28 protein-coding genes are annotated in these 26,435 nt (G+C 55.3%); 19 read left to right on the top strand and 9 right to left on the bottom strand.

The window, feature by feature from the left end; all coding sequences use genetic code 11:
- The first annotated feature begins 25 nt into the window (after positions 1 to 25).
- From rsxA to gstA, 9 genes are all read left to right on the top strand, one after another.
- Complete coding sequence (gene rsxA / locus DD597_RS03965) at positions 26 to 607, top strand: electron transport complex subunit RsxA (RefSeq protein ID WP_003857582.1); 582 nt, start codon at positions 26 to 28, stop codon at positions 605 to 607.
- Positions 607 to 1,185 carry an electron transport complex subunit RsxB gene (gene rsxB, locus DD597_RS03960; RefSeq protein WP_003857583.1) on the top strand — a complete coding sequence of 193 codons (579 nt, stop codon included), beginning with the start codon at positions 607 to 609 and terminating at the stop codon, positions 1,183 to 1,185. Before rsxA ends, rsxB begins: the two co-directional genes overlap by 1 nt.
- A complete protein-coding gene (gene rsxC / locus DD597_RS03955) occupies positions 1,178 to 3,199 on the top strand; it encodes an electron transport complex subunit RsxC (RefSeq protein WP_003857585.1) in 2,022 nt (673 codons plus the stop codon). The genes rsxB and rsxC overlap by 8 nt, the downstream gene beginning before the upstream one ends.
- A complete protein-coding gene (rsxD, locus tag DD597_RS03950; protein ID WP_003857588.1) occupies positions 3,200 to 4,252 on the top strand; it encodes an electron transport complex subunit RsxD in 1,053 nt (350 codons plus the stop codon). It begins immediately after the preceding gene.
- A 10-nt stretch (positions 4,253 to 4,262) separates the two neighbouring features.
- Complete coding sequence (gene rsxG, locus DD597_RS03945; protein ID WP_003857590.1) at positions 4,263 to 4,883, top strand: electron transport complex subunit RsxG; 621 nt, start codon at positions 4,263 to 4,265, stop codon at positions 4,881 to 4,883.
- A gap of 2 nt (positions 4,884 to 4,885) precedes the next feature.
- A complete protein-coding gene (locus DD597_RS03940; RefSeq protein WP_003857592.1) occupies positions 4,886 to 5,572 on the top strand; it encodes an electron transport complex subunit E in 687 nt (228 codons plus the stop codon).
- Positions 5,569 to 6,204, top strand: a complete 636-nt coding sequence (gene nth, locus DD597_RS03935) for an endonuclease III (RefSeq protein ID WP_003857594.1) — start codon at positions 5,569 to 5,571, stop codon at positions 6,202 to 6,204. Before DD597_RS03940 ends, nth begins: the two co-directional genes overlap by 4 nt.
- 613 nt (positions 6,205 to 6,817) lie before the next feature.
- Positions 6,818 to 8,326 carry a dipeptide/tripeptide permease DtpA gene (gene dtpA, locus DD597_RS03930; RefSeq protein ID WP_003857596.1) on the top strand — a complete coding sequence of 503 codons (1,509 nt, stop codon included), beginning with the start codon at positions 6,818 to 6,820 and terminating at the stop codon, positions 8,324 to 8,326.
- 105 nt (positions 8,327 to 8,431) lie between these two features.
- Positions 8,432 to 9,037, top strand: a complete 606-nt coding sequence (gstA, locus tag DD597_RS03925) for a glutathione transferase GstA (RefSeq protein ID WP_003857598.1) — start codon at positions 8,432 to 8,434, stop codon at positions 9,035 to 9,037.
- Between the two features lie 90 nt (positions 9,038 to 9,127).
- Here the strand turns inward: gstA and pdxY are convergent, their stop codons facing one another.
- The 5 genes from pdxY to anmK all read right to left on the bottom strand — a co-directional run bounded on the left by pdxY (position 9,128) and on the right by anmK (position 13,710).
- The gene (gene pdxY, locus DD597_RS03920) at positions 9,128 to 9,988 is read right to left on the bottom strand and encodes a pyridoxal kinase PdxY (protein WP_096946945.1); all 861 of its coding nucleotides are present in this window, start codon (positions 9,986 to 9,988) and stop codon (positions 9,128 to 9,130) included.
- 66 nt (positions 9,989 to 10,054) lie between these two features.
- Positions 10,055 to 11,329: a tyrosine--tRNA ligase gene (tyrS, locus tag DD597_RS03915; RefSeq protein ID WP_017384594.1), complete on the bottom strand. Its 1,275-nt coding sequence runs from the start codon at positions 11,327 to 11,329 to the stop codon at positions 10,055 to 10,057.
- Positions 11,330 to 11,454: 125 nt separating this feature from the next.
- Positions 11,455 to 12,111 (bottom strand): pyridoxamine 5'-phosphate oxidase, encoded by a 657-nt coding sequence (gene pdxH, locus DD597_RS03910; RefSeq protein ID WP_003857601.1) that lies wholly within the window; start codon positions 12,109 to 12,111, stop codon positions 11,455 to 11,457.
- A 57-nt stretch (positions 12,112 to 12,168) separates the two neighbouring features.
- On the bottom strand, positions 12,169 to 12,492 hold the full coding sequence (mliC, locus tag DD597_RS03905; RefSeq protein ID WP_370325177.1) for a C-type lysozyme inhibitor: 324 nt from the start codon (positions 12,490 to 12,492) through the stop codon (positions 12,169 to 12,171).
- Positions 12,493 to 12,585: 93 nt separating this feature from the next.
- Complete coding sequence (anmK, locus tag DD597_RS03900) at positions 12,586 to 13,710, bottom strand: anhydro-N-acetylmuramic acid kinase (RefSeq protein WP_022650944.1); 1,125 nt, start codon at positions 13,708 to 13,710, stop codon at positions 12,586 to 12,588.
- A 255-nt stretch (positions 13,711 to 13,965) separates the two neighbouring features.
- Here anmK and slyB point away from each other — a divergent pair, with 255 nt between their 5' ends.
- Positions 13,966 to 14,433, top strand: coding sequence for an outer membrane lipoprotein SlyB (slyB, locus tag DD597_RS03895; RefSeq protein ID WP_003857604.1), 468 nt, complete (start codon positions 13,966 to 13,968; stop codon positions 14,431 to 14,433).
- A gap of 193 nt (positions 14,434 to 14,626) precedes the next feature.
- A complete protein-coding gene (locus DD597_RS03890; RefSeq protein WP_129255965.1) occupies positions 14,627 to 15,991 on the top strand; it encodes a GGDEF domain-containing protein in 1,365 nt (454 codons plus the stop codon).
- A gap of 35 nt (positions 15,992 to 16,026) precedes the next feature.
- On the opposite strand, the gene slyA is transcribed toward DD597_RS03890, so the two are convergent.
- Positions 16,027 to 16,467 (bottom strand): transcriptional regulator SlyA, encoded by a 441-nt coding sequence (slyA, locus tag DD597_RS03885; RefSeq protein ID WP_006808997.1) that lies wholly within the window; start codon positions 16,465 to 16,467, stop codon positions 16,027 to 16,029.
- A 187-nt stretch (positions 16,468 to 16,654) separates the two neighbouring features.
- On the opposite strand from slyA, the gene DD597_RS03880 reads away from it, so the two are divergent.
- From DD597_RS03880 to DD597_RS03870, 3 genes are read left to right on the top strand one after another with little or no spacing between them, the layout of a single operon-like run.
- Positions 16,655 to 16,891 (top strand): DUF1656 domain-containing protein, encoded by a 237-nt coding sequence (locus DD597_RS03880; RefSeq protein WP_003857607.1) that lies wholly within the window; start codon positions 16,655 to 16,657, stop codon positions 16,889 to 16,891.
- 2 nt (positions 16,892 to 16,893) lie between these two features.
- Positions 16,894 to 17,754 carry an HlyD family secretion protein gene (locus DD597_RS03875; RefSeq protein WP_032610212.1) on the top strand — a complete coding sequence of 287 codons (861 nt, stop codon included), beginning with the start codon at positions 16,894 to 16,896 and terminating at the stop codon, positions 17,752 to 17,754.
- Positions 17,754 to 19,787 (top strand): FUSC family protein, encoded by a 2,034-nt coding sequence (locus tag DD597_RS03870; protein ID WP_003857609.1) that lies wholly within the window; start codon positions 17,754 to 17,756, stop codon positions 19,785 to 19,787. The genes DD597_RS03875 and DD597_RS03870 overlap by 1 nt, the downstream gene beginning before the upstream one ends.
- On the opposite strand, the gene sodC is transcribed toward DD597_RS03870, so the two are convergent.
- The 3 genes from sodC to DD597_RS03855 form a co-directional block, all read right to left on the bottom strand.
- Positions 19,766 to 20,284, bottom strand: coding sequence for a superoxide dismutase [Cu-Zn] SodC (gene sodC / locus DD597_RS03865; protein ID WP_032609061.1), 519 nt, complete (start codon positions 20,282 to 20,284; stop codon positions 19,766 to 19,768). The two genes, DD597_RS03870 and sodC, sit on opposite strands and share 22 nt — an antisense overlap.
- A gap of 81 nt (positions 20,285 to 20,365) precedes the next feature.
- On the bottom strand, positions 20,366 to 21,262 hold the full coding sequence (locus tag DD597_RS03860) for an aldo/keto reductase family oxidoreductase (protein ID WP_023313962.1): 897 nt from the start codon (positions 21,260 to 21,262) through the stop codon (positions 20,366 to 20,368).
- A 48-nt stretch (positions 21,263 to 21,310) separates the two neighbouring features.
- Positions 21,311 to 21,550, bottom strand: coding sequence for a DUF1289 domain-containing protein (locus tag DD597_RS03855; protein ID WP_003857614.1), 240 nt, complete (start codon positions 21,548 to 21,550; stop codon positions 21,311 to 21,313).
- Between the two features lie 147 nt (positions 21,551 to 21,697).
- Between DD597_RS03855 and eptA the strand changes: the two genes are divergently transcribed.
- From eptA to rnt, 5 genes are all read left to right on the top strand, one after another.
- Entirely contained in the window at positions 21,698 to 23,323 is a 1,626-nt protein-coding gene (eptA, locus tag DD597_RS03850; protein WP_032609060.1) for a phosphoethanolamine transferase EptA, read from the top strand.
- A 41-nt stretch (positions 23,324 to 23,364) separates the two neighbouring features.
- Positions 23,365 to 23,964, top strand: coding sequence for a TetR/AcrR family transcriptional regulator (locus DD597_RS03845; RefSeq protein WP_003857618.1), 600 nt, complete (start codon positions 23,365 to 23,367; stop codon positions 23,962 to 23,964).
- 53 nt (positions 23,965 to 24,017) lie between these two features.
- Positions 24,018 to 25,115 carry an alkene reductase gene (locus DD597_RS03840; RefSeq protein WP_015570682.1) on the top strand — a complete coding sequence of 366 codons (1,098 nt, stop codon included), beginning with the start codon at positions 24,018 to 24,020 and terminating at the stop codon, positions 25,113 to 25,115.
- 99 nt (positions 25,116 to 25,214) lie between these two features.
- Positions 25,215 to 25,622 (top strand): lactoylglutathione lyase, encoded by a 408-nt coding sequence (gene gloA / locus DD597_RS03835; RefSeq protein ID WP_003857623.1) that lies wholly within the window; start codon positions 25,215 to 25,217, stop codon positions 25,620 to 25,622.
- Between the two features lie 96 nt (positions 25,623 to 25,718).
- A complete protein-coding gene (gene rnt, locus DD597_RS03830; protein WP_003857625.1) occupies positions 25,719 to 26,378 on the top strand; it encodes a ribonuclease T in 660 nt (219 codons plus the stop codon).
- Positions 26,379 to 26,435 lie beyond the last annotated feature (57 nt).

Here is a 26,435-nt window from a genome sequence, read left to right as displayed (position 1 = left end):
CGGCTATTTTATTTCAGGCTAAATAATGACCGATTACTTACTGCTCTTTGTCGGAACTGTGCTGGTGAATAACTTCGTACTGGTGAAGTTCCTTGGCCTGTGCCCGTTTATGGGCGTCTCCAAAAAGCTGGAGACGGCAATGGGCATGGGGCTGGCAACCACCTTCGTGATGACGATGGCCTCCATTTGCGCATGGCTGATTGATACCTGGATCCTAATCCCGCTCGACATGCTCTACCTGCGCACTTTGGCCTTTATTCTGGTCATTGCGGTCGTGGTGCAATTTACCGAAATGGTGGTGCGGAAAACCAGCCCTGCCCTGTATCGCCTGTTGGGTATTTTTCTGCCCCTCATCACCACTAACTGTGCGGTGCTGGGCGTGGCGCTACTGAATATCAACCTTGGGCATAATTTCCTGCAATCGGCGCTGTATGGTTTTTCCGCCGCGGTCGGTTTTTCTTTTGTTATGGTCCTGTTCGCCTCGATTCGCGAGCGTCTGGCCGCGGCGGATATTCCCGCGCCGTTTCGCGGTAACGCCATCGCTCTGGTGACCGCAGGTTTAATGTCTCTGGCCTTTATGGGCTTTAGTGGTCTGGTGAAGTTGTAATGAGTGCTATCTGGATTGCCATCGCGTCCATCAGCGTGCTGGGACTCGTCTTTGGCATCATTCTGGGTTACGCCTCCCGCCGGTTTGCGGTGGAGGACGATCCGGTGGTTGAAAAAATTGATGAACTTTTACCCCAGAGCCAGTGCGGGCAGTGCGGCTACCCTGGCTGCCGCCCTTACGCTGAGGCGGTGGGCGTGCAGGGAGAAAAGATCAACCGCTGCGCGCCGGGTGGCGAAGCGGTCATGCTTAAAATAGCTGCCCTGCTGAACGTCGATCCCCAGCCTGTCGACGGCGATGAACAGGCCCAGGAGCCTGTTCGTGCCCTTGCTGTTATCGACGAAGCCAACTGCATTGGCTGCACAAAATGTATTCAGGCGTGTCCTGTTGACGCCATTGTGGGCGCAACGCGCGCGATGCATACCGTTGTGGCGGATCTGTGCACCGGCTGTAATCTCTGCGTGGCGCCCTGCCCGACGCAGTGTATAGAACTGCGCCCGGTTGAAACGACTACCGAAAACTGGAAGTGGGACCTTCAGACCATTCCGGTTCGCAATATTCCTGTGGAACAACATGCTTAAGTTATTTTCTGCCTTCAGAAAAGAGAAGATCTGGGATTTCGACGGCGGCATTCATCCGCCTGAGATGAAATCGCAGTCTAACGGCACGCCGCTGCGCCAGATCCCGCTGGCGACCCGTTACGTTATGCCCCTGAAACAGCATATCGGCGCGGAAGGCGAATTGTGCGTGAAAGAAGGCGATAGCGTTCTTCGCGGCCAGCCGCTGACCTTTGGTCGCGGACGGATGTTGCCGATACATGCCCCGACTTCCGGTAAGGTGGTGGCTGTTGCCCCCCATACCGTTGCCCATCCGTCGGCGTTGTCTGAGCTGAGCGTGATCATTGAAGCCGATGGTGAAGACCGCTGGATCGAGCGTGACGGCTGGAGCGACTACCGTTCCCACAGCCGTGAAGCGCTGATTGAACGCATTCATCAGTTCGGCGTGGCGGGTCTGGGGGGCGCAGGCTTCCCGACCGGCGCTAAGCTTCACGGCGGCGGCGATAAAATCGAAACGCTGATCATCAATGCCGCCGAGTGCGAACCGTACATCACCGCCGATGACCGTCTGATGCAGGACTGTGCCGCGCAGGTGGTGGAAGGTATTCGCATTCTTGCGCATATCCTGCAACCCCGCGAAGTGCTGATCGGTATTGAGGACAATAAACCGCAGGCCATTTCGATGCTGCGTGCGGTTCTGGCGGACAGCCATGATATCGCCCTGCGCGTGATCCCGACCAAATATCCGTCCGGCGGGGCAAAACAGCTGACGCAGATCCTGACCGGCAAACAGGTCCCCCACGGAGGCCGTTCGTCCGACATCGGCGTGCTGATGCAAAACGTGGGGACCGCCTACGCGGTGAAACGTGCGGTGATTGACGGCGAGCCATTGACCGAGCGCGTCGTCACGCTGACCGGCGAGTCCGTCTCCCGTCCCGGCAACATCTGGGCGCGTCTGGGTACGCCGGTGCGTCATCTGCTGGAACAGGCTGGCTTCTGCCCGGGTAGCGATCAACTGGTCATTATGGGCGGCCCGCTGATGGGCTTTACCCTGCCGTGGCTTGATGTGCCGGTGGTGAAGATTACCAACTGCCTGCTCGCCCCTTCCCTGACGGAGATGGGCGAAACGCAGGAAGAGAAAGGTTGCATACGCTGTAGCGCCTGTGCGGACGCATGCCCGGCAGATTTACTGCCGCAGCAGTTGTACTGGTACAGCAAAGGCCAGCTGCACGATAAAGCCCAGGCGCATAACCTGGCTGACTGTATTGAATGCGGTGCCTGCGCCTGGGTCTGCCCAAGCAATATTCCGCTGGTGCAGTATTTCCGTCAGGAGAAAGCTGAAATCTACGCCATCTCCATGGAAGAAAAACGTGCCGCTGAAGCGAAGGCCCGCTTTGAAGCGCGCCAGGCGCGACTGGAGCGCGAGAAACAAGCCCGTCAGGAACGCCATAAGCAGGCTGCCGTGCAGCCTGCGGCGAAAGATCAGGATGCCATTAACGCAGCCCTGGCCCGCGTACGCGAGAAGAAAGCCACCGCCGCCCAGACGGTTGTGATCGCTCCGGGAGAAAAACCGGACAACAGCGAAGCGATTGCAGCCCGCGAAGCGCGGAAAGCCGAAGCACGCGCGCGTCAGGCGGAGAAAGCGCAAAACGCCAAACCGGAAGCCGACATCGACCCGCGTAAAGCGGCGGTGGAAGCGGCTATTGCCAGGGCAAAAGCCCGCAAAGCCGGTCAGCAGACAGTGGTGGTTGAACAGGAAGCGACGGATCCGCGCAAGGCGGCCGTTGAAGCCGCTATCGCCCGCGCCAAAGCACGTAAAGCGGCACAGCTACAACCTGCCGAAGAGAGTGAAGCCCCTGTCGATCCGCGTAAAGCCGCCGTTGAAGCGGCCATCGCCCGTGCCAAAGCACGAAAAGCGGCACAGCAGGACGAACTGCCTGCGGCCGCTAATGACGATCCACGCAAAGCCGCAGTCGCCGCCGCGATTGCGCGCGTTCAGGCAAAGAAAGCCGCGCAGCAAGCCGTTAACGAGGATTAAATGGTTTTCAGAATTGCAAGTTCCCCTTATACCCATAACCAGCGCCAGACATCGCGTATTATGATGCTGGTGTGCCTGGCCGCGCTGCCAGGTATTGCCGTACAGTGTTGGTTTTTCGGCTGGGGTACGCTTTTCCAGTTAGTTCTGGGTTGCGCCAGTGCCGTCGCAGCGGAAGCCGCGATCCTGAAGCTGCGCAAAATGGAGGTGACTCGCATCCTGAGCGATAACTCCGCCCTGTTGACCGGCCTGTTGCTGGCCATCAGCATTCCCCCGTTCGCCCCGTGGTGGATGGTGGTATTGGGAACGGTGTTTGCGGTGATCATCGCCAAGCAGCTGTACGGCGGGCTGGGCCATAACCCGTTTAACCCGGCGATGATTGGCTACGTAGTACTGCTGATCTCCTTCCCGGTACAGATGACCAGCTGGCTGCCGCCGCATGAGATCGCCGCCACGGTGCCCGGCTTTATGGATGCCCTGCACGTTATCTTTACCGGCCACACCGCGCTGGGCGCAGATATGAACGCGCTTCGCATGGGCGTGGACGGCATCAGTCAGGCCACTCCGCTCGATACCTTCAAAACCTCCCTGCGTGCCGGACAAAGCGTGGAGCAGGTGATGAAATCGTCTATTTACAGCGGCGTACTGGCAGGTGCTGGCTGGCAGTGGGTCAATCTGGCCTACCTGTTGGGTGGCGCGTTCCTGCTGCAACAGAAGGCGATCCGCTGGCATATTCCGGTGAGCTTCCTGGTGACGCTGGCCGTCTGCTCGACGCTCGGCTGGGTTATCTCACCTGAGTCACTGGCCAGCCCGCAGCTCCATCTGCTCTCCGGCGCGACCATGCTCGGGGCATTCTTTATTCTGACCGATCCGGTCACCGCCTCTACCACCAACCGTGGTCGTCTGATTTTCGGCGCGCTGGCAGGCTTGCTGGTCTGGCTTATTCGCAGCTTTGGCGGCTATCCGGACGGCGTGGCATTTGCCGTGCTGCTGGCTAACATCACCGTTCCGCTCATCGACTACTACACGCGTCCACGCGTGTACGGTCATCGCTAAGGGTCGCGCCATGCTCAAGACAATGCAAAAACACGGCGTCACGCTGGCGATCTTCGCCGCCGCCCTCACCGGGCTGACCGCGCTGGTAAATGAACTGACGAAAACCACCATTGCAGAGCAGGCAATGAAGCAGCAAAAAGCGCTGTTCGATCAGGTGATCCCATCCGATCTCTACGATAATGACCTGCAAAAAAGCTGCTTTGTCGTGCAGGCTCCGCAGCTTGGTAAAGGACCCCATCGCGTTTATATTGCCCGCAAGGGCGATAACCCCGTGGGCGCCGTCATGGAAGCCACCGCGCCGGACGGTTACTCCGGTGCGATTCAGCTGCTGGTGGGCAGCGATTTTTCCGGCACCGTACTGGGTACGCGCGTGACGGAGCATCACGAAACGCCGGGCCTTGGCGACAAAATTGAAACACGCTTAAGCGACTGGATCTTACACTTCGCCGGAAAGATGATTCATGGCGAGGACGATCCTGCTTTCGCGGTGAAAAAAGATGGCGGCGAATTTGACCAGTTCACGGGCGCCACGATTACTCCGCGCGCGGTGGTCAACGCCGTAAAGCGCGCCGGGCTGTATGCCGAAACGCTGCCCGCGCAGATCAATCATCTTTCCACCTGTGAGGAGTGACCATGAGCCAGGTTAAAGAGGTTATCGTCCAGGGTCTCTGGAAGAACAACTCCGCGCTGGTGCAGCTGCTGGGGCTATGTCCGCTGCTGGCGGTGACGTCTACCGCCACCAACGCGCTCGGGCTGGGGCTGGCGACCACGCTGGTGCTGACCCTGACTAACTTTTCCATTTCTGTTTTGCGCCGCTGGACGCCGTCAGAAATCCGTATTCCGATTTATGTCATGATCATTGCGTCGGTGGTCAGCGTCGTGCAAATGCTGATTAACGCTTACGCATTTGGCCTGTACCAGTCGCTCGGGATCTTCATTCCGCTTATCGTGACTAACTGTATTGTCGTAGGCCGCGCTGAAGCCTTCGCCGTGAAAAACAATCCGGCCATATCCGCGCTGGATGGGTTTTCCATCGGCATGGGCGCGACTGCCGCCATGTTCGTCCTCGGCTCTCTGCGTGAAATTTTGGGCAACGGTACGCTCTTCGACGGTGCGGACGCGCTGCTTGGCGGCTGGGCGAAGTCGCTGCGTATTGAGGTGTTCCATACGGACACCCCGTTCCTGCTGGCCATGCTACCTCCTGGCGCCTTCATTGGCCTTGGGATGATGCTGGCGTTAAAATACCTGATTGATGAAAAACGTAAACGCCGCGCCGCTGAACGCAGCGTACAGGAAGGGATCCCCGAGAAAGCAGTATGAATAAAGAGAAACGCATTGCGATCCTGACGCGCCTGCGCGATGAGAATCCTCATCCAACGACAGAGCTGAACTTTAACTCGCCGTTTGAACTGTTGATCGCGGTGCTGCTCTCTGCACAGGCGACGGACGTGAGCGTCAATAAAGCCACGGCCCTGCTCTACCCTGTCGCCAATACGCCGCAGGCCATGCTGGAGCTGGGCGTTGAAGGTGTGAAATCCTATATCAAGACCATTGGCCTGTTTAACAGCAAGGCCGAAAACGTCATTAAGACCTGCCGGATCCTGCTGGAGAAGCACGGCGGTGAAGTCCCGGAAGATCGCGCCGCGCTGGAAGCGTTGCCGGGCGTCGGGCGTAAAACGGCAAATGTGGTGCTGAACACGGCGTTTGGCTGGCCGACCATCGCCGTGGATACCCATATCTTCCGCGTCTCAAATCGCACCCGTTTCGCGCCGGGTAAAAACGTGGAAGAGGTTGAAGAGAAGCTGTTAAAAGTCGTTCCTGCGGAATTTAAGGTGGACTGCCACCACTGGCTGATCCTGCACGGACGGTATACCTGTATTGCCCGTAAGCCACGCTGCGGTTCCTGCATTATCGAAGATCTCTGCGAATACAAAGAAAAAGTCTATCCCTGAGCGTAAACCACCTTACTTCTTACCTGTTCAAGCCCTTAGAATTAACAAGGGCTCTGATATCTTCTCGATTGACCATAAATTGCCCTCTCTTTCTCCTTTACGCATTGTCGATTCTTCGGTCATTTAACACTCAAACAGGTTAATAGTTTTTTCATCACCAAAAATTTCTATACATCTGTGATCGCGATCACTCTGATAACCTGATGTTGGATTTTTGTTGTTAAAACCCGCCCAACCCCTTTGTCAGACAAGATTTCGTCTATTCCACACCGCACATAAGACCAGTCATTTTTCAGAACATGGGCTATATCACTGTCAATCACCCGAAATAGCAGAACATATCGCCATACAGCCATTAAACAGGGTCACTCACAGTCAAAAAAACCACTAATTTTCAACCAATGAAATTTAAAGCTGCATAACATTTGCGTGAACCGATGATTATACCGCCAGAGTTATATGTAACAGATTATTACAAACGTATTGCCAGATGGGGCTGGATAGTGAACATTACCCGCCGTTTCCCCTCCCAATATAACTATAAAGCGGATGGACTACGGTCATCACGCTATGAACACCCCCGTTAATATGGGATGTAAAAAAAGAGGTATATGTGTCTACTGCAAACAATAAACCAACAGATGAGAGCGTAAGTCTTAACGCTTTCAAACAGCCTAAAGCGTTCTATCTCATTTTCTCTATCGAATTATGGGAACGTTTTGGCTACTACGGCCTGCAAGGGATCATGGCGGTTTACCTGGTTAAACAGCTGGGTATGTCTGAAGCCGATTCCATCACGCTATTCTCTTCCTTCAGCGCCCTGGTGTATGGCCTCGTCGCTATCGGCGGCTGGTTAGGCGATAAAGTCCTCGGTACTAAACGAGTCATTATGCTGGGCGCCGTTGTTCTGGCGATTGGCTATGGGCTGGTTGCCTGGTCCGGGCACGATGCAGGTGTGGTTTACATGGGCATGGCTACCATCGCGGTAGGTAACGGCCTCTTCAAGGCGAACCCATCTTCCCTGCTCTCTACCTGCTACAGCAAAGATGACCCACGTCTGGACGGTGCATTTACAATGTACTACATGTCCATCAACATCGGCTCCTTCTTCTCTATGCTGGCAACCCCATGGCTGGCCGCAAAATTCGGCTGGAGCGTAGCGTTTGCGCTGAGCTTCGTGGGTATGCTGATCACCGTTGTGAACTTCCTGTTCTGCCGTAGCTGGGTTAAAGACTATGGTTCAAAACCAGACTTCGAACCCGTGCACATGGGCAAACTGCTGGCAACCATCGTCGGCATCGTGATCCTGGCCGCTGTCGCCACCTGGCTGCTGCATAACCAGGGCGTTGCACGTGCCGTACTGGGCGTGGTTGCGCTGGGTATCGTGATTATCTTCGCGAAAGAAGCCTTCGCGATGCAGGGTGCGGCACGTCGTAAGATGATTGTGGCGTTCATTCTGATGCTGGAAGCGATCATCTTCTTCGTTCTGTACAGCCAGATGCCAACGTCTCTGAACTTCTTCGCTATCCGCAACGTTGAGCACTCCATCCTCGGTATCGCGTTCGAGCCGGAGCAGTATCAGGCCCTGAACCCGTTCTGGATCATGATTGGTAGCCCGATTCTGGCCGCTATCTATAACAAGATGGGCGACCGTCTGCCTATGCCGCACAAATTCGCTATCGGTATGGTGCTGTGCTCTGGCGCATTCCTGGTGCTGCCGCTGGGGACGAAATTCGCGACCGACGCGGGTATCGTTTCTGTTAACTGGCTGATCCTGAGCTATGCGCTGCAATCCATCGGTGAACTGATGATCTCCGGTCTGGGCCTGGCGATGGTTGCGCAGCTGGTCCCTCAGCGTCTGATGGGCTTCATCATGGGTAGCTGGTTCCTGACTACCGCTGGCGCGGCCATCATCGCAGGTAAGATTGCGAACCTGATGGCGGTACCAGACAACGTTACCGACCCGCTGGTTTCCCTGAATGTCTACGGCACCGTGTTCATGCAAATTGGTATCGCAACCGCCGTGATTGCCGTACTGATGCTGCTGACCGCACCTAAACTGAATCGTATGACGCAGGACGACGACAAATCCGCTAAAGCGATTAAAACCGCGAACGCGTAATGTCATCGGGAAACGACTGAACAGAAGCCGCTATTTGATTAGCGGCTTTTTTTTTATCCGAACGCGCACTAACATAGCTGGAACCTCAGCAAAAAGGAGTTACCGATGAAACTGTTCTATAAACCGGGCGCCTGCTCTCTTGCTTCCCATATTACGCTTCGCGAGAGCGGTAAAGATTTCACGCTGGACGGCGTTGACCTGATGAAAAAGCGCCTGGAAAACGGGGATGACTTTTTTGCGATTAACCCAAAAGGGCAGGTTCCGGCCCTGCTGCTGGATGATGGCACCCTGCTGACCGAAGGGGTGGCGATTATGCAATTCCTGGCGGACAACGTACCGGATCGTCAGCTCCTTGCCCCCACCGGCAGCATTGCGCGTTATAAAACGCTGGAGTGGCTGAACTATATTGCCACCGAACTGCACAAAGGCTTTACGCCCCTGTTCCGCCCGGACACGCCAGAAGAGTACAAACCTACCGTGCGCGCGCTGCTGGAGAAAAAGTTGCAGTACGTTAACGACGCGCTGAAAGACGACCAGTGGATCTGTGGCTCGCGTTTCACTATCGCCGATGCCTATCTGTTTACCGTTCTGCGCTGGGCGCGCGCGGTTAAGTTGAACATGGAAGGATTAGACCATGTCGCATCGTATATGACGCGCGTGGCGGAGCGTCCTGCGGTGGCGGCGGCTCTGAAAGCGGAAGGGTTGAATTAACGGAGCGGCCTGGGGAGCCGGGTGGCGCTGACGCTTACCCGGCCTACAAATTCCGTAGGCCCGTGCAAGCGCAGCGCCGCCGGGCAGTGTCTATAGCTGCGTTGCGCTAAAATAGTGCTCCGGCTTCGCGATGCGATCCTGTGCCGCGACGACCTGGAGCTCATATTCCTGCATCGTCTTCGTCGCAATCATGATTTCATAAACGGCTGCGGTGACGTGCTCCAGCGCATCGCGCAGGCTCGCGCCCTGCAATAGTTTCACCAGCAGCAAACCGCTGGTCACATCCCCGACTCCGACAGGCTGACGTGTACCGAAATCCACTAGCGGTCGACTGATATGCCAGGCTTCATCCTTCGTCACCAGCAGCTTCTCAAAACGGTCCTGGCTCAACCCTGCGCGTGCCAGGTGTTTCACCAGTACAATCTCTGGCCCTTGGGCGATCAGCTCGCGAGAGGCGCTTACAGCCTCTTCTACGCTGTTAACCGGATGCTCGCTGAGGATCTCCAGTTCAATCAGGTTGGGGGCAATAATATCGCTGGCGGGCAATGCATGACGGACATGAAACTCCGCAACGCCCGGCGCTACGATGCAGCCTTTTTCCGGATGTCCCATCACCGGATCGCAGAAATATTTCGCCGCGGGGTTTGCCGCTTTCATCTGGCGCACAATGCCGAGGATATGTTCCCCCTGCTCCGCCGAACCCAGATAGCCGCTCAGTACGGCATCGCAGCGTTTAAGCTGGTCGATATCCGCAATCCCCTGAACGACTTCCGTCAGATGCGACGGCGGCATCACGCAGCCGGTCCATTTACCGTACTGGGTGTGATTTGAAAACTGGACGGTATTGAGGGGCCAGACGTTAACGCCGAGGCGGCGCATCGGGAATTCCGCAGCGCTGTTGCCAGCATGTCCAAACACAACGTGGGACTGAATGGCGAGGATGTTCTTCATGTTGTACTTACCAAACCCTGTCAAAACAAAAGGGGCGTGGTTTCCCACGCCCCTGCATACTTTTAATTACTTCCAGCAGACCAGGCAGTAATTTTTCTTACCGCGACGCAGCAGCGTGTAGCGACCATAGAGACGGTCGTTCTCGGTAAAGGTATATTCCGGATCGGCCTGTTTTTCGCCATTAATGGTGATCGCGTTAGAGGCGATGGTTTTACGCGCCTGACCGCGAGACGGCTGGAGCTCGGAGTCCACCAGCGCCTGCATCAGATCGGCGCCTTTTTCCATCTCCACCATCGGTACGCCATCCTGCGCCAGCTGTTCGAAATCCGCTTCGCTTAAATCGCTCAGGGTCCCGTTGAACAGGCTCGCCGTAATGCGTTTCGCTGCCGCCAGACCTTCTTCGCCGTGAACCAGTTTGGTTACTTCGTCCGCCAGCACGTACTGGGCGCGTGGTGCTTTACCGCTGTTCTTGTCTTCTTCTTCCAGCGCATTGATTTCTTCGATATCCATAAAGGTGAAGAACTTCAGGAAGCGATAAACATCGGCATCCGCCGTGTTGATCCAGAACTGGTAGAATTTATACGGGCTGGTTTTCTTCGGATCCAGCCATACCGCGCCGCCTTCGGTCTTACCGAACTTGGTACCGTCTGCTTTGGTGATCAACGGCACGGTCAGACCAAACACCTGATTCTGGTGGAGGCGACGGGTCAGATCGATACCGGAGGTGATGTTACCCCACTGGTCGGAACCGCCAATTTGCAGAGATACGCCGTGCAGCTTGTTCAGGCAGGCGAAGTCATACCCCTGCAACAGGTTGTAGGAGAACTCGGTGAAAGAGATACCTTGGTCGTCACGGTTAAGACGCTGCTTCACTGCTTCTTTGTTAATCATCTGGTTAACAGAGAAGTGTTTGCCGATGTCACGCAGGAACGTCAGCACGTTCATGCCACCAAACCAGTCGTAGTTGTTCGCCGCAATCGCAGAGTTATCACCGCAGTCGAAATCCAGGAACGGTGCAACCTGTTTACGGATCTTATCCACCCACTCCTGCACGGTGTCTTCGGTATTCAGCTTACGCTCAGCGGCTTTGAAACTTGGGTCGCCAATCAGACCGGTCGCGCCGCCAACCAGAGCGACAGGCTTATGGCCGGCCATCTGGAAGCGTTTCAGGCATAACAATGGAACAAGATGCCCCAAATGCAAGCTGTCAGCGGTGGGATCGAAGCCGCAATAGAGCGCGATCGGGCCTTGCGCCAGTCGCTCTGCTAACGCTTCCTCGTCCGTCACCTGGGCCACGAGGCCCCGCTCTTGCAATTGTTTAATCAAGTTACTGCTTGCCATCAAATTCTCCATGTATAAACGACTGCACCTTTGCCGGTACACGACTTTTCGCCTGATGCGAAAGGACCATAGAATAAAGCGCCAGCGCGGTGTGCGCTAGCGCTTAAATCAACAAATTTTGGGGATTACGGTGCCAGTCTGTCGATTTTCCAGCCACCGTTGTCGCGCTGGTATAAAAAGCGGTCGTGGAGACGGTGTTCACCGCCCTGCCAGAATTCCATCTGCTCAATGGGGATGCGGAACCCACCCCAGAAACTCGGCAGCGGTACTTCACCCTGCTGAAACTTCTGTTTGAGTTCGAGGAATTTACTCTCCAGCACGCCGCGGGCTGAGATTCGGCTGGACTGTTTAGAGACCCAGGCACCGATCTGACTGTCGCGCGGGCGGCTGTGGAAATATTTCACCACTTCGAGCGTAGAGAGCCGCTCCGCCTTGCCGGTAACCATCACCTGGCGCTCAAGCATATGCCACGGGAAGAGCAGGCTAATACGCGGATTATTTTCAAGGTGATGCGCTTTACGACTGCCCAGGTTGGTGTAGAACACCAGCCCTTTCTCGTCATAATGCTTGAGAAGAACGATGCGTTGATACGGCTGACCATTTTCATCAACCGTGGCAACGACCATCGCCGTCGGGTCGGCCAGTTTCGCTTCGCAGGCCTGCTTCAGCCAGCGTTCAAAAAGCACCAGCGGTTCGGCGGGAAGATCCTGGCGGCGCAAACCGCCTTTGGTGTATTCACGGCGCAGATGCGCAATTTGCTGTAGTTCGTCGTTATCTGACATGGCGTTAGCTGAAAGTGAGATTGGGTGGCGCTATTGTGCGCGCCCCCTTCAAAAATCTCAACGCTTCGGATTTTGAAGCTGACAATTGTTCAGCACAATGCGGTCACGCTTGTAGACGGTGGCGCTGTCGCCTTTCGTCCAGAAGACGTAGATCCCGTCTGAGTAGCGCGCACCGGAGGCCGACATTCCCTGCTTCAGCGTCAACAACTTATTGTCATAAACAAAGCTGGCTTCCTGACGCGGGTTGTTCAGCTTCACCGTCAGCGGTTTTTCATCACAACGATATTCCAGCGTATCGGTTTGCATACGCTCAACGAACTGGTTATAGACGCTGCATCCGGTCATAAGAAAAGGTACAGCAATGAGAAGAAGTTTTTTCATGGGCAGATTCCGAAGACTATCCTGGTCCTGGAGGGCCTAACCGCCCTCCTGTTTTTCCCTATTTTACGGGTTACGCCTCCCGCTGAATTTCAGTTAACTCTGATTATGGCGCGGGTTTGCGGGGAAAATGGCCCCGAGGACGCTCGCCTCCCGCGCACCGGTTACGGAGGGTAAATTACCCGGCAGACCGGCAACCGTACGCCAGGCAAGCCAGGCGAAGGCCAGCGCTTCCATATCGTCTCCGCTGATCCCGGCTTCATCAGTGGTCGTGACTTCGGTGCCCGGCAGCAAGGCGGCGAGGCGTGCCATCACCAGCGGGTTTCGGCTTCCGCCTCCGCATACCAGCAAGCGCTCACACCCGCCGCTCAGCAACACCTGTTCAGAGATCGACACCGCGGTGAGCTCCGTCAGCGTAGCCTGAACATCCTGAGGCGCAAGGCCGGGGAAGCGCGCCAGCTGACGTTCAAGCCAGCCGTAGTTGAAATATTCCCGCCCCGTGCTTTTTGGCGCAGGCAGAGCAAAGAAAGGATCGCTTAACAGGGTTTGCAGCAAGGGAAGGATCACTTTCCCCTGGCTGGCCCACTGCGCGTCTTTGTCATAGGCTTTACCGCTCTGACGCCAAATCCAGGCATCCATCAGCATATTACCGGGTCCGGTATCGTACCCCCGCACGGGCTGCCCGGGAATAAGCATCGACAGGTTGGCGATCCCGCCGATGTTCAGGACCATCCTGCGCTCTACCGGGTGCGCCAGCAGCGCCTGATGAAATGCCGGAACCAGCGGCGCCCCCTGCCCGCCGAGGGCCATATCACGACGACGGAAATCACCCACCACCGTTACGCCGGTTTTTGCCACAATCTGGTTGTTATCGCCAATTTGCATCGTGTGCGGCGCCTCGCCGACAGGTTCATGCCAGACGGTCTGCCCATGGCAGCCTATTGCCACGATGTCCTGCGGGTGGAGTCTTTCCTGCTGCATCAGGGCCAGTACCGCATCAGCAAACAGCGCCCCCAGACGCACATCCAGTTGGCCCAGTTGGGAAAGCGTCAGCTGTTGCCCCTGGCAGATGTTCAGGATCTCTTCTTTTAACGAGACCGGAATTGGCCAGGTCAGGCTTGCCTGCTGCGCCACCATGTTTTCATCAATGGCGGCCAGAACGACATCCACACCGTCAAGACTGGTACCAGACATCACACCGATATAGCGACCCGATTTCATGCGCTTTCCTTACGTTACATGGGCTAAGTGCAAACACTCCATCATAAATAACGCGGCTTTGCTATGCGGTGATAATAATTTTTAACAATCTCAGACCTGTAGCACAGGCGATGTTTGTTTATGTCCCGTTAAGCCCTGTTCAGGTAAAATTTATTTATTCGGCATGCAAAGATATGAACTGTGGTCAGGAATGCCATATAATTTAGCCATAACGGATGCCCCAACCGGGCGTTTTTTGGTGAACAGGAGAGTCAAATGATTTTACGTGTACTGGGCGTTTCGCTGATTGGTTTAACACTGGCGGGTTGTGTGAATGACAGTTCACTCTCCGGCGACGTATATAGTGCTTCTGAAGCTAAACAGGTACAGAACGTGACATACGGTACTATCGTTAATGCCCGTCCTGTTCAGATTCAGGGTGGCGATGACACGAACGTGGTGGGCGCAATCGGCGGTGCTGTGCTGGGTGGTTTCCTGGGTAATACCATTGGCGGCGGCACCGGACGTTCTCTGGCGACCGCAGCGGGCGCAGTTGCAGGCGGCGTAGCGGGTCAGGGCGTTCAGGGTGCGATGAACAAAACTCAGGGCGTTGAGCTGGAAATCCGCAAAGACGATGGCAGCACTATTATGGTTGTGCAGAAACAGGGTAACACCCGCTTCTCTGCTGGCCAGCGTGTTGTTCTTGCAAGCAACGGCAGCCAGGTCACCGTCTCCCCGCGTTAATATCCTGATGGATGTGGTCTTTCAGACCGCATCCATTTACCAAAATCATCATTTCCAATAATATATTGGCACAATATATTCACATGGTGAATTATTCATTTCACCCGTTCTTGTCCGTGCGCAAAGTATTTTTTATTTCCCTCGCTTAGACTCTTCGCAATCTCTTTTTCCTTTTTTAATTTTTAAATTCTCTATGCTTGCGATCTGTCGATTTGTAAAGAACCGCTTTGTGGCCTTCGCGCTTGGGTGCATTGTTATCATTGCCGTATTACAAGGTTTTTTTATAAAACTTGTTGCATGGGTTCCTTCGTTTTCACCTTTGTTTTTCCCTACGCTGACGATATTTCTTCTGGTGTTCCATCTGTTTATTGCCTGTTTTATGGCAATGAAATACTGGTGCGACAAAAGGCGATTATATCTTGTTCCCATTGCCCTGGCCTTTGCCGGTTCGGCGTTACTGATGGTGGGGACACTGGCCAGCTTCCCGGCCTGGCTTGATCTCTATCAGTTCAACCAAGCGAACTATAACGACGCCATGATTTTCTACATGTTCCGCCACTTTTTAATGGCGGTGCTGATGATCGTCGCAGCATTACTGTATACCCTGCGCAATTCTGCGCTCTCACGAAGCGCCCATGTTGGTATCGTTGTCGGCGCCTCGCTCTTTACGGGCTGTATGCTTGGGCTGGCATTGTTCTATTCCAGCCATTCAACCCTGCTCACACTGGACCTGGTGGATAATGAAACCCGACAGTTTATGGTTCTCTGGAGCCAGGCGATCAATATCATTTTGATCGTCCTGTGGGTAGTAACGTTAATCACCCTGTTGGCCATTACCCGCGTGAGGAATTTGTTTTGGGTCGGCGGCAATTTTTTATGTGTCTGTTATATCGTCACTCTGCTCATGCTATTGTTAGGCGGACACGCTGAAGATATTTCATGGTACCGGGCACGGTTATTCGAAACTGTCGCTACGTTAATGATTATTTTCATCTTACTTTCCGACGTATTTAATTTGTATCGTGACTCGCATGTAAAATATCAGCAGTCTTATCAAAATTCCATCCGCGACCCCCTCACCCGTCTTTATAATCGCAGCTATTTCTATGATTCATTAAATCACGCGCTAAACACGGCCACGGTGACACATCCGGTGTCGGTGGTCGTGAGCGATCTTGACCGTTTTAAACGCATTAACGACTGCTACGGTCATTTGCAGGGGGATAGGGTTTTACAGTTTGTCTCAAACCTGTTGACCGATTCGGTGCGACCGCAGGATATCGCGGCGCGGATCGGCGGCGAAGAGTTTGTGCTCATGCTGACAAATACACCGTCCGATGTCGCGCATCAGGTTGCCGAACGTATTCGCCTCAAGTTGAGCGGGTTTGACAAGGCCAGCAGCGGTGGGCAGCTTCCGGAACCGATTACCATTAGTATGGGAGTATTCACCGCTACCTCGCCGGAAACCAGCGCTGAAACCTGTGTGGAAAGCGCGGATAAAGCCATGTACGAGGCAAAAGAGACGGGCCGCAACCGGGTGGTGGTGTTCAGAACATGACAAAGGCCTTGCACGAGCAAGGCCAGTGAACAACGTCAGTCGCGCGACTGTAAATCGTGGATGTTTTGCTCAAGACGGGCGATGAGTCCGATCAGCATCTCCAGCTCAGCGGGTGAAATACCGGCCAGGATCTCCCCTCGCGTTTTACTGATGACGGTTTCCATCTCAGTAATAATCGGGGCCGCTTTTTCCGTCAATTTGATCCGCTTGGCGCGACGGTCGCTGGCGCAGGTTTGTCGGGAGATGAGTCCCTTCTCTTCCAGCTGGTCAAGGGTACGCACCAGGGAAGGCTGTTCAATACCAATCGCTTTTGCCAATTGGATCTGTGACTGATCGGGCGGAAGCTGATGGATGTTGTGCAGCGTAACCCAGTGCGTCTGTGTGAGTTCCAGAGGTTTCAGGCGATGGTCAATCAGAGCACGCCAGATGCGTACCAACCTTGCCAGATCAGAACCTAATGGCGATTCCAATTTCATCTCCTTATAATTAGCTTGCTAAGTGATTATAGTGATTTTAGAATAGTTTGCAGTATTTGTATTGCCAAAACAAATGCAATCACGGTATTCATCATTCCTTAAAGGATGATTTACACTGAACGGTAATGCGCCAATGCATTGAAATCTGCCATTGTGGCCCTCATTCCACCGCAAAGGATCGCTGCTTGTGACGTTGTTTTCCTTCTCCGCAGGGTTGCCCCTCCAGGATCTGATTGTTGGCGCATCGGTCTACTTTCCGCCACTGTTTAAAGCCGTGATGGTCGGTTTTGTGATCTGGCTCATTGCGCATCGTCTGCTGCGCGACTGGATGTATTCCGGTGAAATCTGGCACCCGATGTTAATGGATCTCTCCCTGTTTACCCTCTCCGTCTGTCTTGGCCTTGCCGTGTTAACCGTGTGGTGAGAATAGCATTGAAAACGTTAAAATATTTTTCCACTCTTTTCGTCTTAGCGCTGGCGCTTATCGCCGGCTGGTGGCTCTGGAATTATTACATGCAGTCGCCCTGGACGCGTGACGGCAAGATCCGCGCGGAACAGGTCAGCATCACGCCACAAGTGTCCGGCAGTATCAGCGCGCTGCTGGTGAAGGACAACCAGTTCGTTCATGCGGGTGATGTGTTATTCCGCATCGACGAGACCCCTTTTCACATTGCGGTGCTCAATGCCCAGGCGCAGCTCGCAAAAGCTCAATCCGATCTGGCAAAAGCCAATAACGAAGCCGAACGTCGCCGACATCTGTCGAGGAATTACATCTCTGCGGAAGATCTCGATACCGCCAATATCAATGTAAAAGCCATGCAGGCCAGCCTGAAGGTTGCAGAGGCAACGCTGAAACAGGCCGAGTGGCAACTGACCCAGACCGTTGTCAAAGCTCCGGTGGATGGATGGATCACGAGCCTGTCGACCCGTGTGGGGGATTACGCCACCACAGGCCAGCCGGTCTTTGCCCTGGTCGACAGCCGCTCTTTCTATGTTGTAGGTTATTTTGAAGAGACCAAGCTGCGCCATATCCGCGAGGGAGCGCCTGCCCGAATCACGCTTTACAGCGGCGCAGAAACGTTACAGGGTCACGTTAGCAGCATAGGTCGGGCAATTTACGATCAGAGCGTGGAAACCGATTCTGGCCTGGTGCCCGACATCAAACCCAACGTACCGTGGGTGCGTCTGGCTCAGCGGGTGCCTGTTCGCGTCGAGTTTGATCAACTGCCGAAAGACATTACCCTGGTCTCTGGCACAACCTGCACCGTCGCCATCGGATCGCGATGATGAACCTGGGAGCTCTCTCCTGGCGCAATACGCCGTGGATAAAAGCGACACGGCCGCAGTGGCGTTACGCGCTGCGTAACGGCATCGCCATGTGCCTTGCGCTTACGGTTGCCTATTATCTAAATCTGGATGAGCCTTACTGGGCGATGACCTCTGCGGCGGTCGTCAGCTTCCCTACCGTCGGGGGCGTTATCAGTAAAAGCCTCGGGCGCGTGGCAGGTAGCCTGCTGGGGGCAACCGCCGCACTGCTTCTTGCCGGCCATACTCTGAACGATCCCTGGCTCTTTTTGTTAAGCATGTCGGCATGGCTGGGGCTGTGTACCTGGGCCTGCGCTCATTTTACCAATAACGTTGCCTATGCGTTTCAACTGGCGGGTTACACCGCGGCCATTATCGCCTTTCCGGTCGTCAACGTGCTGGATACCACCGAGCTGTGGGATATCGCCCAGGCACGCGTGTGTGAAGTGATGGTCGGCATTCTGTGCGGGGGCGTCATGATGATGATCCTGCCCAGTACCTCAGATGGCACTACGCTTATCACCGCCCTTAAAACGATGCACGCACGTTTGCTGGAACATGCCAGCCTGCTCTGGCAGCCTGACAGCAGCGATGACATCCGCCTCGCGCACGAAAAGGTCATCGGCCAGATCCTGACCATGAACCTGTTGCGCATCCAGGCTTTCTGGAGCCACTACCGTTTTCGTCGCCAGAACACGCTTCTGAACTATTTACTGCACCAGCAATTGCGGATGACGAGCGCGATCTCGAGCCTTCGTCGGATGTTGCTGAACTGGCCTGCACCCCCAGCCCATACCCGGGAGATTATCGAGGCGCTGCTCGCTGCCCTTGCGCGTTCGGATGCCGATATTTATACCGTGGCCCGCATTATCGCGCCGCTCGCCCCAGCGGATGAATATGACTACCGGCATCGCGCCTTCTGGCAGCGTCTGAACTATTTCTGCCGCCTGTATCTGCGCAGCAGCCGCTGGTTAAAAGCCGTCGAGAATGCCACGCCCGTCACCGAATTTTCCGTTCCCGGTAGTCCTGCTCTGGCGCGGCATACCGACGCAATGGAGGCGCTGTGGAGCGGTTTTCGTACGTTTTGCGCGTTGACGGCCGTGGGCGCATGGGCCATCACCACGCAATGGGATGCGGGCAGTGCGGCCCTGACGCTTGCGGCAATCAGCTGCGTGCTCTATTCCGTCGCCGCTTCCCCCTTTAACTCCCTGACGCTTCTGCTGCGTACGCTGGTGCTGCTGTCGCTGTTCAGCTTCGTGGTGAAATTTGGTTTGATGGTGCAGATAACCGACCTCTGGCAATTTCTGCTGTTTCTCTTCCCGCTATTAACCACCATGCAGTTGCTCAAACTGCAAATGCCTAAACTGGCCGGTCTGTGGGGTCAGTTAATTGTTTTTATGGGCTCATTTATCTCTGTAACGAATCCACCAGTTTACGATTACGCTGATTTTCTCAACGACAACCTGGCGAAGATCCTCGGCGTGGGGCTGGCGTGGCTGGCTTTCGCCGTGCTACGCCCAGGCTCGGACGCGCGTAAAAGCCGCAGGCATATTCGGGAGTTGCGCAGGGGTTTTGTCGATCAGCTGAGCCGCAGGCCGCATCTGCGCGAAAGCGAGTATGAATCGCTGGTTTACCATCATGTCAGCCAGCTGAATAACAGCCAGGATTCACTCTCCCGTCGCTGGCTACTGCGCTGGGGCGTGGTGCTGCTAAACTGTTCGCACGTGGTGTGGCAGTTGCGCGCCTGGGAGACGCGTTCCGATCCGCTGTCGCAGGTCCGTGATAACTGTATTTCTATGCTCCGCGATGTGATGAGCGAGCGCGGGGTGCAGCAGCGCCCCCTGAGCGTCACGCTCGCCGAGCTTCAGCGTATTTGCGACACGCTGGCGCACCATCATCAGCCTGCGGCCCGCGATCTGGCATCCATTATCTGGCGGCTGCACTGCTCCCTGTCACAGCTTGAACAGGCGCCGCCACCCGGAACGATTGGCGATCAGATCACCCCGCAGGCATAGCGCGCCCCGCCGCCGCCAAGCGGTTTAGGTTGATCGGACATGTTATCGCCGCCCACGTGGATCATCAGCGCCTTGCCTTTGACCTCGTCAAGCTTTTTGAGTCGTGGCGCCACAACCGGATCGGTGGCTTTACCATCGTTATTTACCACCAGCACCGGCAGATCGCCGAGGTGCCCCATCCCTTCCGGGCCTTCATGCTTACCGGAGTTCTGCGGGTCGAGATGCCCCCCTGCGGCTTCCGCAGCTGTTGGTTTCCCCTCTTTCATCGCGGGTTGACAGCTGCCTTTAGCATGAACGTGAAAACCATGTTCGCCGGGTGGAAGAGCCTTGAGATCGGGAGCAAATTCCAGCCCTTTATCGGTTTCGGTGATTTTCACCGTCCCGATGGACTGACCTACCCCCTGAGAAGTGACGAGATTCATTTCAACGTCCTCGCTGGCTGCCTGCGCCCCTGCGCAAACAACCAGCGTGACCATTGCCAGAGCAAAACGCTTCATATGACCTCCACGGGTTATTTTTTGCACCTTAAGTCTATACCAGAGGCGCAGATTTCACCGGAAAGTCAGGTTCAGGCGTGCTCAGGGTACGTCGTAGCCCAGCGCCGCCTTACGAATGCGGAACCACTGCTGACGCGTCATATCCAGCTCCTCAGCAACAAGCGCAGCGCGGACACGCTCAATTTTGCCGGAGCCAATAATTGGCAGCGGTTTAGACGGCAGGCGCAGGATCCAGGCGTAAACCACCTGCTCGATACTCTCCGCATTCAGTTCGCGCGCCACCGTTTCAAGCTCGTTACGCAGCGGCTGGAATGCCTCATCGTTAAACAGACGGCCGCCTCCCAGGCAAGACCATGCCATTGGACGGATGCGCAGCTGTTGCAGTTGGTCGAGCGTGCCATCCAGCAGCAGCGGCTGATGAACAGGCGAGATCTCCACCTGATTCGTCGCCAGCGTAAACGGCAGGCGAGACTGCAATAGCGCAAACTGTGCCGGGGTGAAGTTAGACACGCCAAAATGGCGCACTTTGCCGCTCTGGTGCAGCGTCAGAAAGGCTTCCGCGACCTCATCCGCATCCATCAACGGATCGGGACGGTGGATCAGCAGCAGGTCGATACGATCTGTGGCCAGGTTGACCAGTGACTGCTCGGCGCTTTTAACGATATGCGCGCTGTCAGTGATGTAATGTCCAAGCGCATGCTCCGGTTTTGCTGTGGTGGCAATACCGCATTTGGTCACAATCTCCATTCGTTCACGCAGCCCCGGCGCACGCTTCAGCGCTTCGCCAAAGGCGGCCTCGCACTGATAGCCGCCATAAATATCAGCATGATCGACGGTGGTGATCCCGAGATCGAGATGCTCTTCTATAAAGTCCGCCAGCTGGACCGGAGACATATTCCAGTCCATGAGGCGCCAGTAGCCCATAACAAATCGGGAGAATTCCGGGCCCTGTGGGGCAAGGGTAATACGCTGAACCATAACATTTTCCTCAAGGAAGTCATGTCACCAGTATACGCAATTACCCTGCTAAAACAGTGAAGGTTGCTGAGGTTCTTCGGGTTCAACCGCTTTGTTTGCACGAATTTTACGCAGCAGACGCTGTCGGCAAAGCCGTAAGACCTCCTGCTTTTGCGCGTCGCTGAAATTTTGCCAGTTAAAACGTTCATCGCGCGTGCGCATGCAGCCACGACAGTATCCTCGTTCATCAACCTGGCAAATACCCCGGCACGGGCTCTGGACAGGGAAAAATTCCAGTTGCTCTGCCACACCTACCTCCAGAACGTCATTATTCCCTACAGTGAAGACCCTAAATGGCTTGCATGCAAGGATGTCTGCCACAAACAGGACATTAAGGTTTCGCTAATCTTCCCTTCTTATACTCGCCGCATTGATATAACGAATGGTCTGCTTATCATGTGGTTCGCAAAAAAGTTACACTGTAACGATATAAAATTTACTCTGGGCTGTGCATTTTTCTTTACCGTACTGAATGCACTGTTTATCCAGCGCAGCTGGTCAATTATTGCGCCTGCGCATCTGCACGATGTCCTGTTTGCTGCCAGCGTGCCGCTGGTACTGTTCTGCGGCTGGGTGATTGTCTTCAGCCTGTTAAATATCCCCTATATTCGTAAGCCGCTCCTGATTGTCCTGACCCTGGGATGTGCCGCCGCGACCTGGTTTATGTATACCTATGGCGCGGTTATCGATCAGAACATGATTGTGAACGTGTTCGAGACTAATTCTCAGGAAGCGACAGCCCTGGTGACGCCGCAGATGATCCTGTGGCTGGTCGTAGCGGGCCTGGTTCCATCTGTTGTGTTAGCCCTGACGCGCATTCGCACCGGAAAATGGTGGTATGCCCTCCTGACGCGCTTCGCCGCTATGCTGGGTGCGCTGCTGGTGATCATCCTGGTCGCGTCAGTGTTCTATAAAGACTATGCTTCGCTGTTCCGCAATAACAAAAGCATCGTAAAAATGGTCACCCCGGCGAATTACGTGAGCGCCGTGGTGAAATACAGCAAAATGCGCTGGTTTGCCGGCGACCAGACGCTGGTCCGCATTGGCGAAGATGCTCATAAAGGCGCGCTGATTGCCAGCCAACGCAAGAAAACCGTGCTGGTTGTGGTGGTGGGCGAAGCCTCCCGCGCTGCAAACTACTCGTTAAATGGTTACCCGCGTGAAACCAACCCCGAGCTGAAAAAGCAGGATGTCATCAACTTCCCGCGGGCCTCCTCCTGTGGCACGGAAACCGCTGTTTCCGTCCCCTGCATGTTCTCCGGCATGACGCGGAAAAAATATGACGCGGACCTCGCCCATCATCAGGAAGGTCTGCTTGATGTGCTTAACCACGCCGGGTTCAACCTGCTGTGGCGCGACAACGACGGCGGATGTAAAGGCGCCTGCGACCGCGTGCCGCACACGGACATGACCCAGTGGAAACTGGATCAGTTCTGTAAGGACAAATCCTGTATCGACGACGTTAACCTGTACCGCCTGGACAACGTGCTGGATGGAATAAAGCAGGATACGGTTCTGGTTATTCACCTGATGGGCAGCCACGGTCCGGCCTATTACAAACGCTACCCTGATAGCTTCCGCAAGTTCACCCCAACCTGCGATACCAATGAAATTCAGGATTGCGATCATCAGTCGCTGATCAATACCTATGACAACACGATTCTGTATACCGACAGCGTCGTCAGCCGAACCATCGACGCACTGAAAGCCCGGCAGGCCAACATGAACACGGCGCTCATTTACCTCTCCGATCACGGTGAATCGCTGGGCGAAAGCGGAATTTACCTGCACGGTACGCCGTATATGCTGGCCCCGGAGCAGCAAACGCATATTCCTTTTATGTTCTGGCTCTCCCCGGATTATGCGAAAAACTTCGGCGTAAACACGGATTGCCTGCGTGACCATGCCGCAAAAGAGGCGGTTTCACAGGACAATTTATTCGCCACCGTTCTGGGCATGATGGACGTGAAATCAGCGGTTTATCAGCCGCAGCTGGATATTCTGTCGCAGTGTCGTCGCTAAGCGGGCTTGCATTAGACCGAACGGTCTATTAGAGTAAGGGCATGAGCAGACACACTGAACACGATACACGAGAACATTTGCTGGCTACCGGCGAGCGCCTTTGCATGCATCGCGGGTTTACCGGGATGGGGCTTAGCGAGTTGTTAAAAACCGCTGAAGTACCTAAGGGATCGTTTTATCACTATTTTCGTTCCAAAGAGGCGTTCGGCGTTGCCATGCTGGAGCGGCACTACGCCAGCTACCATCAGCGCCTGGCAGCCCACTTCGCCAGCGGTGAAGGTGACTACCGGGATCGTGTTCTGAACTACTATCAGGAAACGCTGACGCAGTTCTGTCAGCAGGGCATCATCAGCGGCTGCCTGACGGTAAAACTGTCTGCCGAAGTGTGCGATCTCTCCGAAGATATGCGCACCGCCATGGATAAAGGGGCCAGCGGCGTGATTGCCCTGCTGGCTCAGGCGCTGGAGAGCGGGCGCAATGAAAAAACGCTCTCCTTCTCCGGCGATCCGCTCACGCAGGCACAGGTGCTCTATTCCCTCTGGTTAGGCGCCAACCTGCAAGCAAAAATGTCTCGCAGCGCCGTGCCGCTCGAAAGCGCGCTGGCGCACGTGAAAAACTGTATAACCGCGCCTGGCGTGTAGCCGGCGTTTTTATTTACACTTTTACTAGTCGACTGGTCTACTCAGGAGCCATTATGTCCGCTGAAAAGCTGTTTACCCCACTGAAAGTGGGTGCCGTTACTGCCCCAAACCGCGTGTTTATGGCCCCACTCACCCGTCTGCGCAGCATCGAGCCGGGCGATATCCCAACGCCATTGATGGGTGAGTATTATCGTCAGCGCGCCAGCGCGGGCCTGATTATTTCCGAAGCCACGCAGATTTCTGCCCAGGCAAAAGGCTACGCCGGTGCGCCGGGTCTGCACAGCCCGGAACAGATCGCCGCGTGGAAAAAAATTACCGCAGGTGTTCATGCTGAAGATGGCCGTATTGCGGTTCAGCTGTGGCACACCGGACGTATCTCACACAGCAGCATCCAGCCTGGCGGTCAGGCGCCGGTTTCTGCTTCTGCCCTGAACGCCAATACCCGTACTTCCCTGCGCGATGAAAACGGTAATGCGATCCGCGTTGACACCACCACGCCACGCGCGCTGGAGCTGGACGAGATCCCGGGTATTGTGAATGATTTCCGTCAGGCCGTCGCCAACGCCCGTGAAGCGGGCTTCGACCTGGTTGAGCTGCACTCTGCGCACGGTTACCTGCTGCATCAGTTCCTGTCCCCTTCTTCCAACCAGCGTACCGACCAGTACGGCGGCAGCGTTGAAAACCGCGCGCGTCTGGTGCTTGAAGTGGTGGATGCTGTCTGTAATGAGTGGAGCGCAGACCGCATTGGTATTCGTGTCTCCCCGATCGGTACTTTCCAGAACGTCGACAACGGTCCGAACGAAGAAGCAGACGCGCTGTATCTGATTGAAGAGCTGGCGAAACGCGGTATCGCCTATCTGCACATGTCCGAGCCGGACTGGGCAGGCGGCAAGCCTTATAGTGAAGCCTTCCGCCAGAAAGTGCGCGAGCGCTTCCACGGCGTGATTATCGGGGCGGGCGCGTATACGGCAGAGAAAGCTGAAGATCTGATCGGGAAAGGCCTGATCGACGCCGTGGCCTTTGGCCGTGACTACATTGCTAACCCGGATCTGGTTGCCCGTTTGCAGAAGAAAGCCGAACTGAACCCGCAGCGCCCTGAAAGTTTCTATGGCGGCGGCGCGGAAGGTTATACCGACTACCCTTCACTGTAATCCCGCTTTGTACATTGATAGCGGCGACCTTTCGCCGCTATACTAAAACATCGTTTCTGTTCAAAAAGATAATCCATTCCACTGGTTAATGAGGAAATTATGCGCCTACTTCACACCATGCTGCGCGTTGGCGACCTGCAACGTTCCATCGATTTCTACACTAACGTTCTGGGCATGAAGCTGCTGCGCACCAGCGAAAATCCGGAATATAAATACTCTCTGGCGTTTGTCGGTTACGGCCCGGAATCTGATGAAGCGGTCATCGAGCTGACCTACAACTGGGGCGTGGACAGCTATGAGCTGGGTACGGCTTACGGACACATCGCGCTGGAAGTGGATAACGCCGCCGAAGCCTGCGAACGTATCCGCAGCAATGGCGGTAACGTCACCCGTGAAGCCGGTCCGGTTAAAGGCGGTACCACCGTCATTGCGTTTGTGGAAGATCCGGACGGTTATAAAATCGAACTGATTGAAGCCAAAGACGCTGGTCGCGGTCTGGGCAATTGATCCCGCAGGGCGCACTATGCGCCCGTTGTTTTGCTGCATCCCCTCTCAAAATTTGCCATAATGCGCACTGCTTTTTCCCCCTTGTAAGAGACCCTGATGTCCGATAACGCTCAATTTACCGGTCTGTGCGACCGTTTTCGTGGTTTTTATCCCGTTGTCATTGATGTTGAAACAGCCGGATTTAACGCTAAAACCGATGCGCTGCTTGAGATTGCCGCCATCACGCTGAAGATGGATGAACAGGGCTGGCTTGTACCGGACACCACGCTGCATTTCCACGTTGAACCCTTTGAAGGGGCAAACTTACAGCCAGAGGCGCTGGCCTTTAACGGTATCGATCCGACAAACCCGCTGCGCGGGGCGGTAAGCGAATACGAGGCGCTGCACGCCATATTCAAAATGGTGCGCAAAGGCATGAAAGAGAATGACTGTAGCCGCGCCATCATGGTAGCCCACAACGCTACGTTCGATCACAGCTTCACCATGGCTGCCGCCGAGCGCGCCTCGCTGAAGCGTAATCCATTCCATCCGTTTGTGACCTTCGACACCGCCGCGCTGAGCGGCCTGGCGCTGGGGCAAACCGTGCTCTCGAAAGCCTGCATCACGGCGGGTATTGCGTTTGACGGTACCCAGGCGCATTCCGCGTTATACGATACCGAGCGTACGGCGGAGCTGTTCTGTGAGATCGTCAACCGCTGGAAACGTCTGGGCGGCTGGCCGCTGCCGATGGGCGACGAGGCCGATCTTCAATCGTAGGTTGGGTTATCAACAGCCCCCCAGGACAAAAAAAAAGCGACCAACATAATGTGGTCG

Source organism: Enterobacter cloacae complex sp. 677-3DZ2D5B, assembly GCF_004136695.1.
Lineage (GTDB): Bacteria > Pseudomonadota > Gammaproteobacteria > Enterobacterales > Enterobacteriaceae > Enterobacter > Enterobacter hormaechei_C.
The sequence above is the reverse complement of the archived record's forward strand: the minus strand, read 5'-3'. Positions and strand labels throughout refer to the sequence as shown.

Coding starts and splice junctions, on each gene's coding strand:
- anmK (WP_022650944.1), bottom strand. CDS start 13,710: ATGAAATCGGGTCGCTATATCGGTGTGATGTCTGGTACCAGTCTTGAC.
- mliC (WP_370325177.1), bottom strand. CDS start 12,492: ATGAAAAAACTTCTTCTCATTGCTGTACCTTTTCTTATGACCGGATGC.
- rsxA (WP_003857582.1), top strand. CDS start 26: ATGACCGATTACTTACTGCTCTTTGTCGGAACTGTGCTGGTGAATAAC.
- slyB (WP_003857604.1), top strand. CDS start 13,966: ATGATTTTACGTGTACTGGGCGTTTCGCTGATTGGTTTAACACTGGCG.
- DD597_RS03840 (WP_015570682.1), top strand. CDS start 24,018: ATGTCCGCTGAAAAGCTGTTTACCCCACTGAAAGTGGGTGCCGTTACT.
- pdxY (WP_096946945.1), bottom strand. CDS start 9,988: ATGAAGAACATCCTCGCCATTCAGTCCCACGTTGTGTTTGGACATGCT.
- nth (WP_003857594.1), top strand. CDS start 5,569: ATGAATAAAGAGAAACGCATTGCGATCCTGACGCGCCTGCGCGATGAG.
- DD597_RS03890 (WP_129255965.1), top strand. CDS start 14,627: ATGCTTGCGATCTGTCGATTTGTAAAGAACCGCTTTGTGGCCTTCGCG.
- DD597_RS03845 (WP_003857618.1), top strand. CDS start 23,365: ATGAGCAGACACACTGAACACGATACACGAGAACATTTGCTGGCTACC.
- gloA (WP_003857623.1), top strand. CDS start 25,215: ATGCGCCTACTTCACACCATGCTGCGCGTTGGCGACCTGCAACGTTCC.
- tyrS (WP_017384594.1), bottom strand. CDS start 11,329: ATGGCAAGCAGTAACTTGATTAAACAATTGCAAGAGCGGGGCCTCGTG.
- rsxG (WP_003857590.1), top strand. CDS start 4,263: ATGCTCAAGACAATGCAAAAACACGGCGTCACGCTGGCGATCTTCGCC.
- DD597_RS03860 (WP_023313962.1), bottom strand. CDS start 21,262: ATGGTTCAGCGTATTACCCTTGCCCCACAGGGCCCGGAATTCTCCCGA.
- sodC (WP_032609061.1), bottom strand. CDS start 20,284: ATGAAGCGTTTTGCTCTGGCAATGGTCACGCTGGTTGTTTGCGCAGGG.
- rnt (WP_003857625.1), top strand. CDS start 25,719: ATGTCCGATAACGCTCAATTTACCGGTCTGTGCGACCGTTTTCGTGGT.
- rsxC (WP_003857585.1), top strand. CDS start 1,178: ATGCTTAAGTTATTTTCTGCCTTCAGAAAAGAGAAGATCTGGGATTTC.
- DD597_RS03870 (WP_003857609.1), top strand. CDS start 17,754: ATGAACCTGGGAGCTCTCTCCTGGCGCAATACGCCGTGGATAAAAGCG.
- pdxH (WP_003857601.1), bottom strand. CDS start 12,111: ATGTCAGATAACGACGAACTACAGCAAATTGCGCATCTGCGCCGTGAA.
- eptA (WP_032609060.1), top strand. CDS start 21,698: ATGTGGTTCGCAAAAAAGTTACACTGTAACGATATAAAATTTACTCTG.
- DD597_RS03940 (WP_003857592.1), top strand. CDS start 4,886: ATGAGCCAGGTTAAAGAGGTTATCGTCCAGGGTCTCTGGAAGAACAAC.
- rsxB (WP_003857583.1), top strand. CDS start 607: ATGAGTGCTATCTGGATTGCCATCGCGTCCATCAGCGTGCTGGGACTC.
- gstA (WP_003857598.1), top strand. CDS start 8,432: ATGAAACTGTTCTATAAACCGGGCGCCTGCTCTCTTGCTTCCCATATT.
- slyA (WP_006808997.1), bottom strand. CDS start 16,467: ATGAAATTGGAATCGCCATTAGGTTCTGATCTGGCAAGGTTGGTACGC.
- rsxD (WP_003857588.1), top strand. CDS start 3,200: ATGGTTTTCAGAATTGCAAGTTCCCCTTATACCCATAACCAGCGCCAG.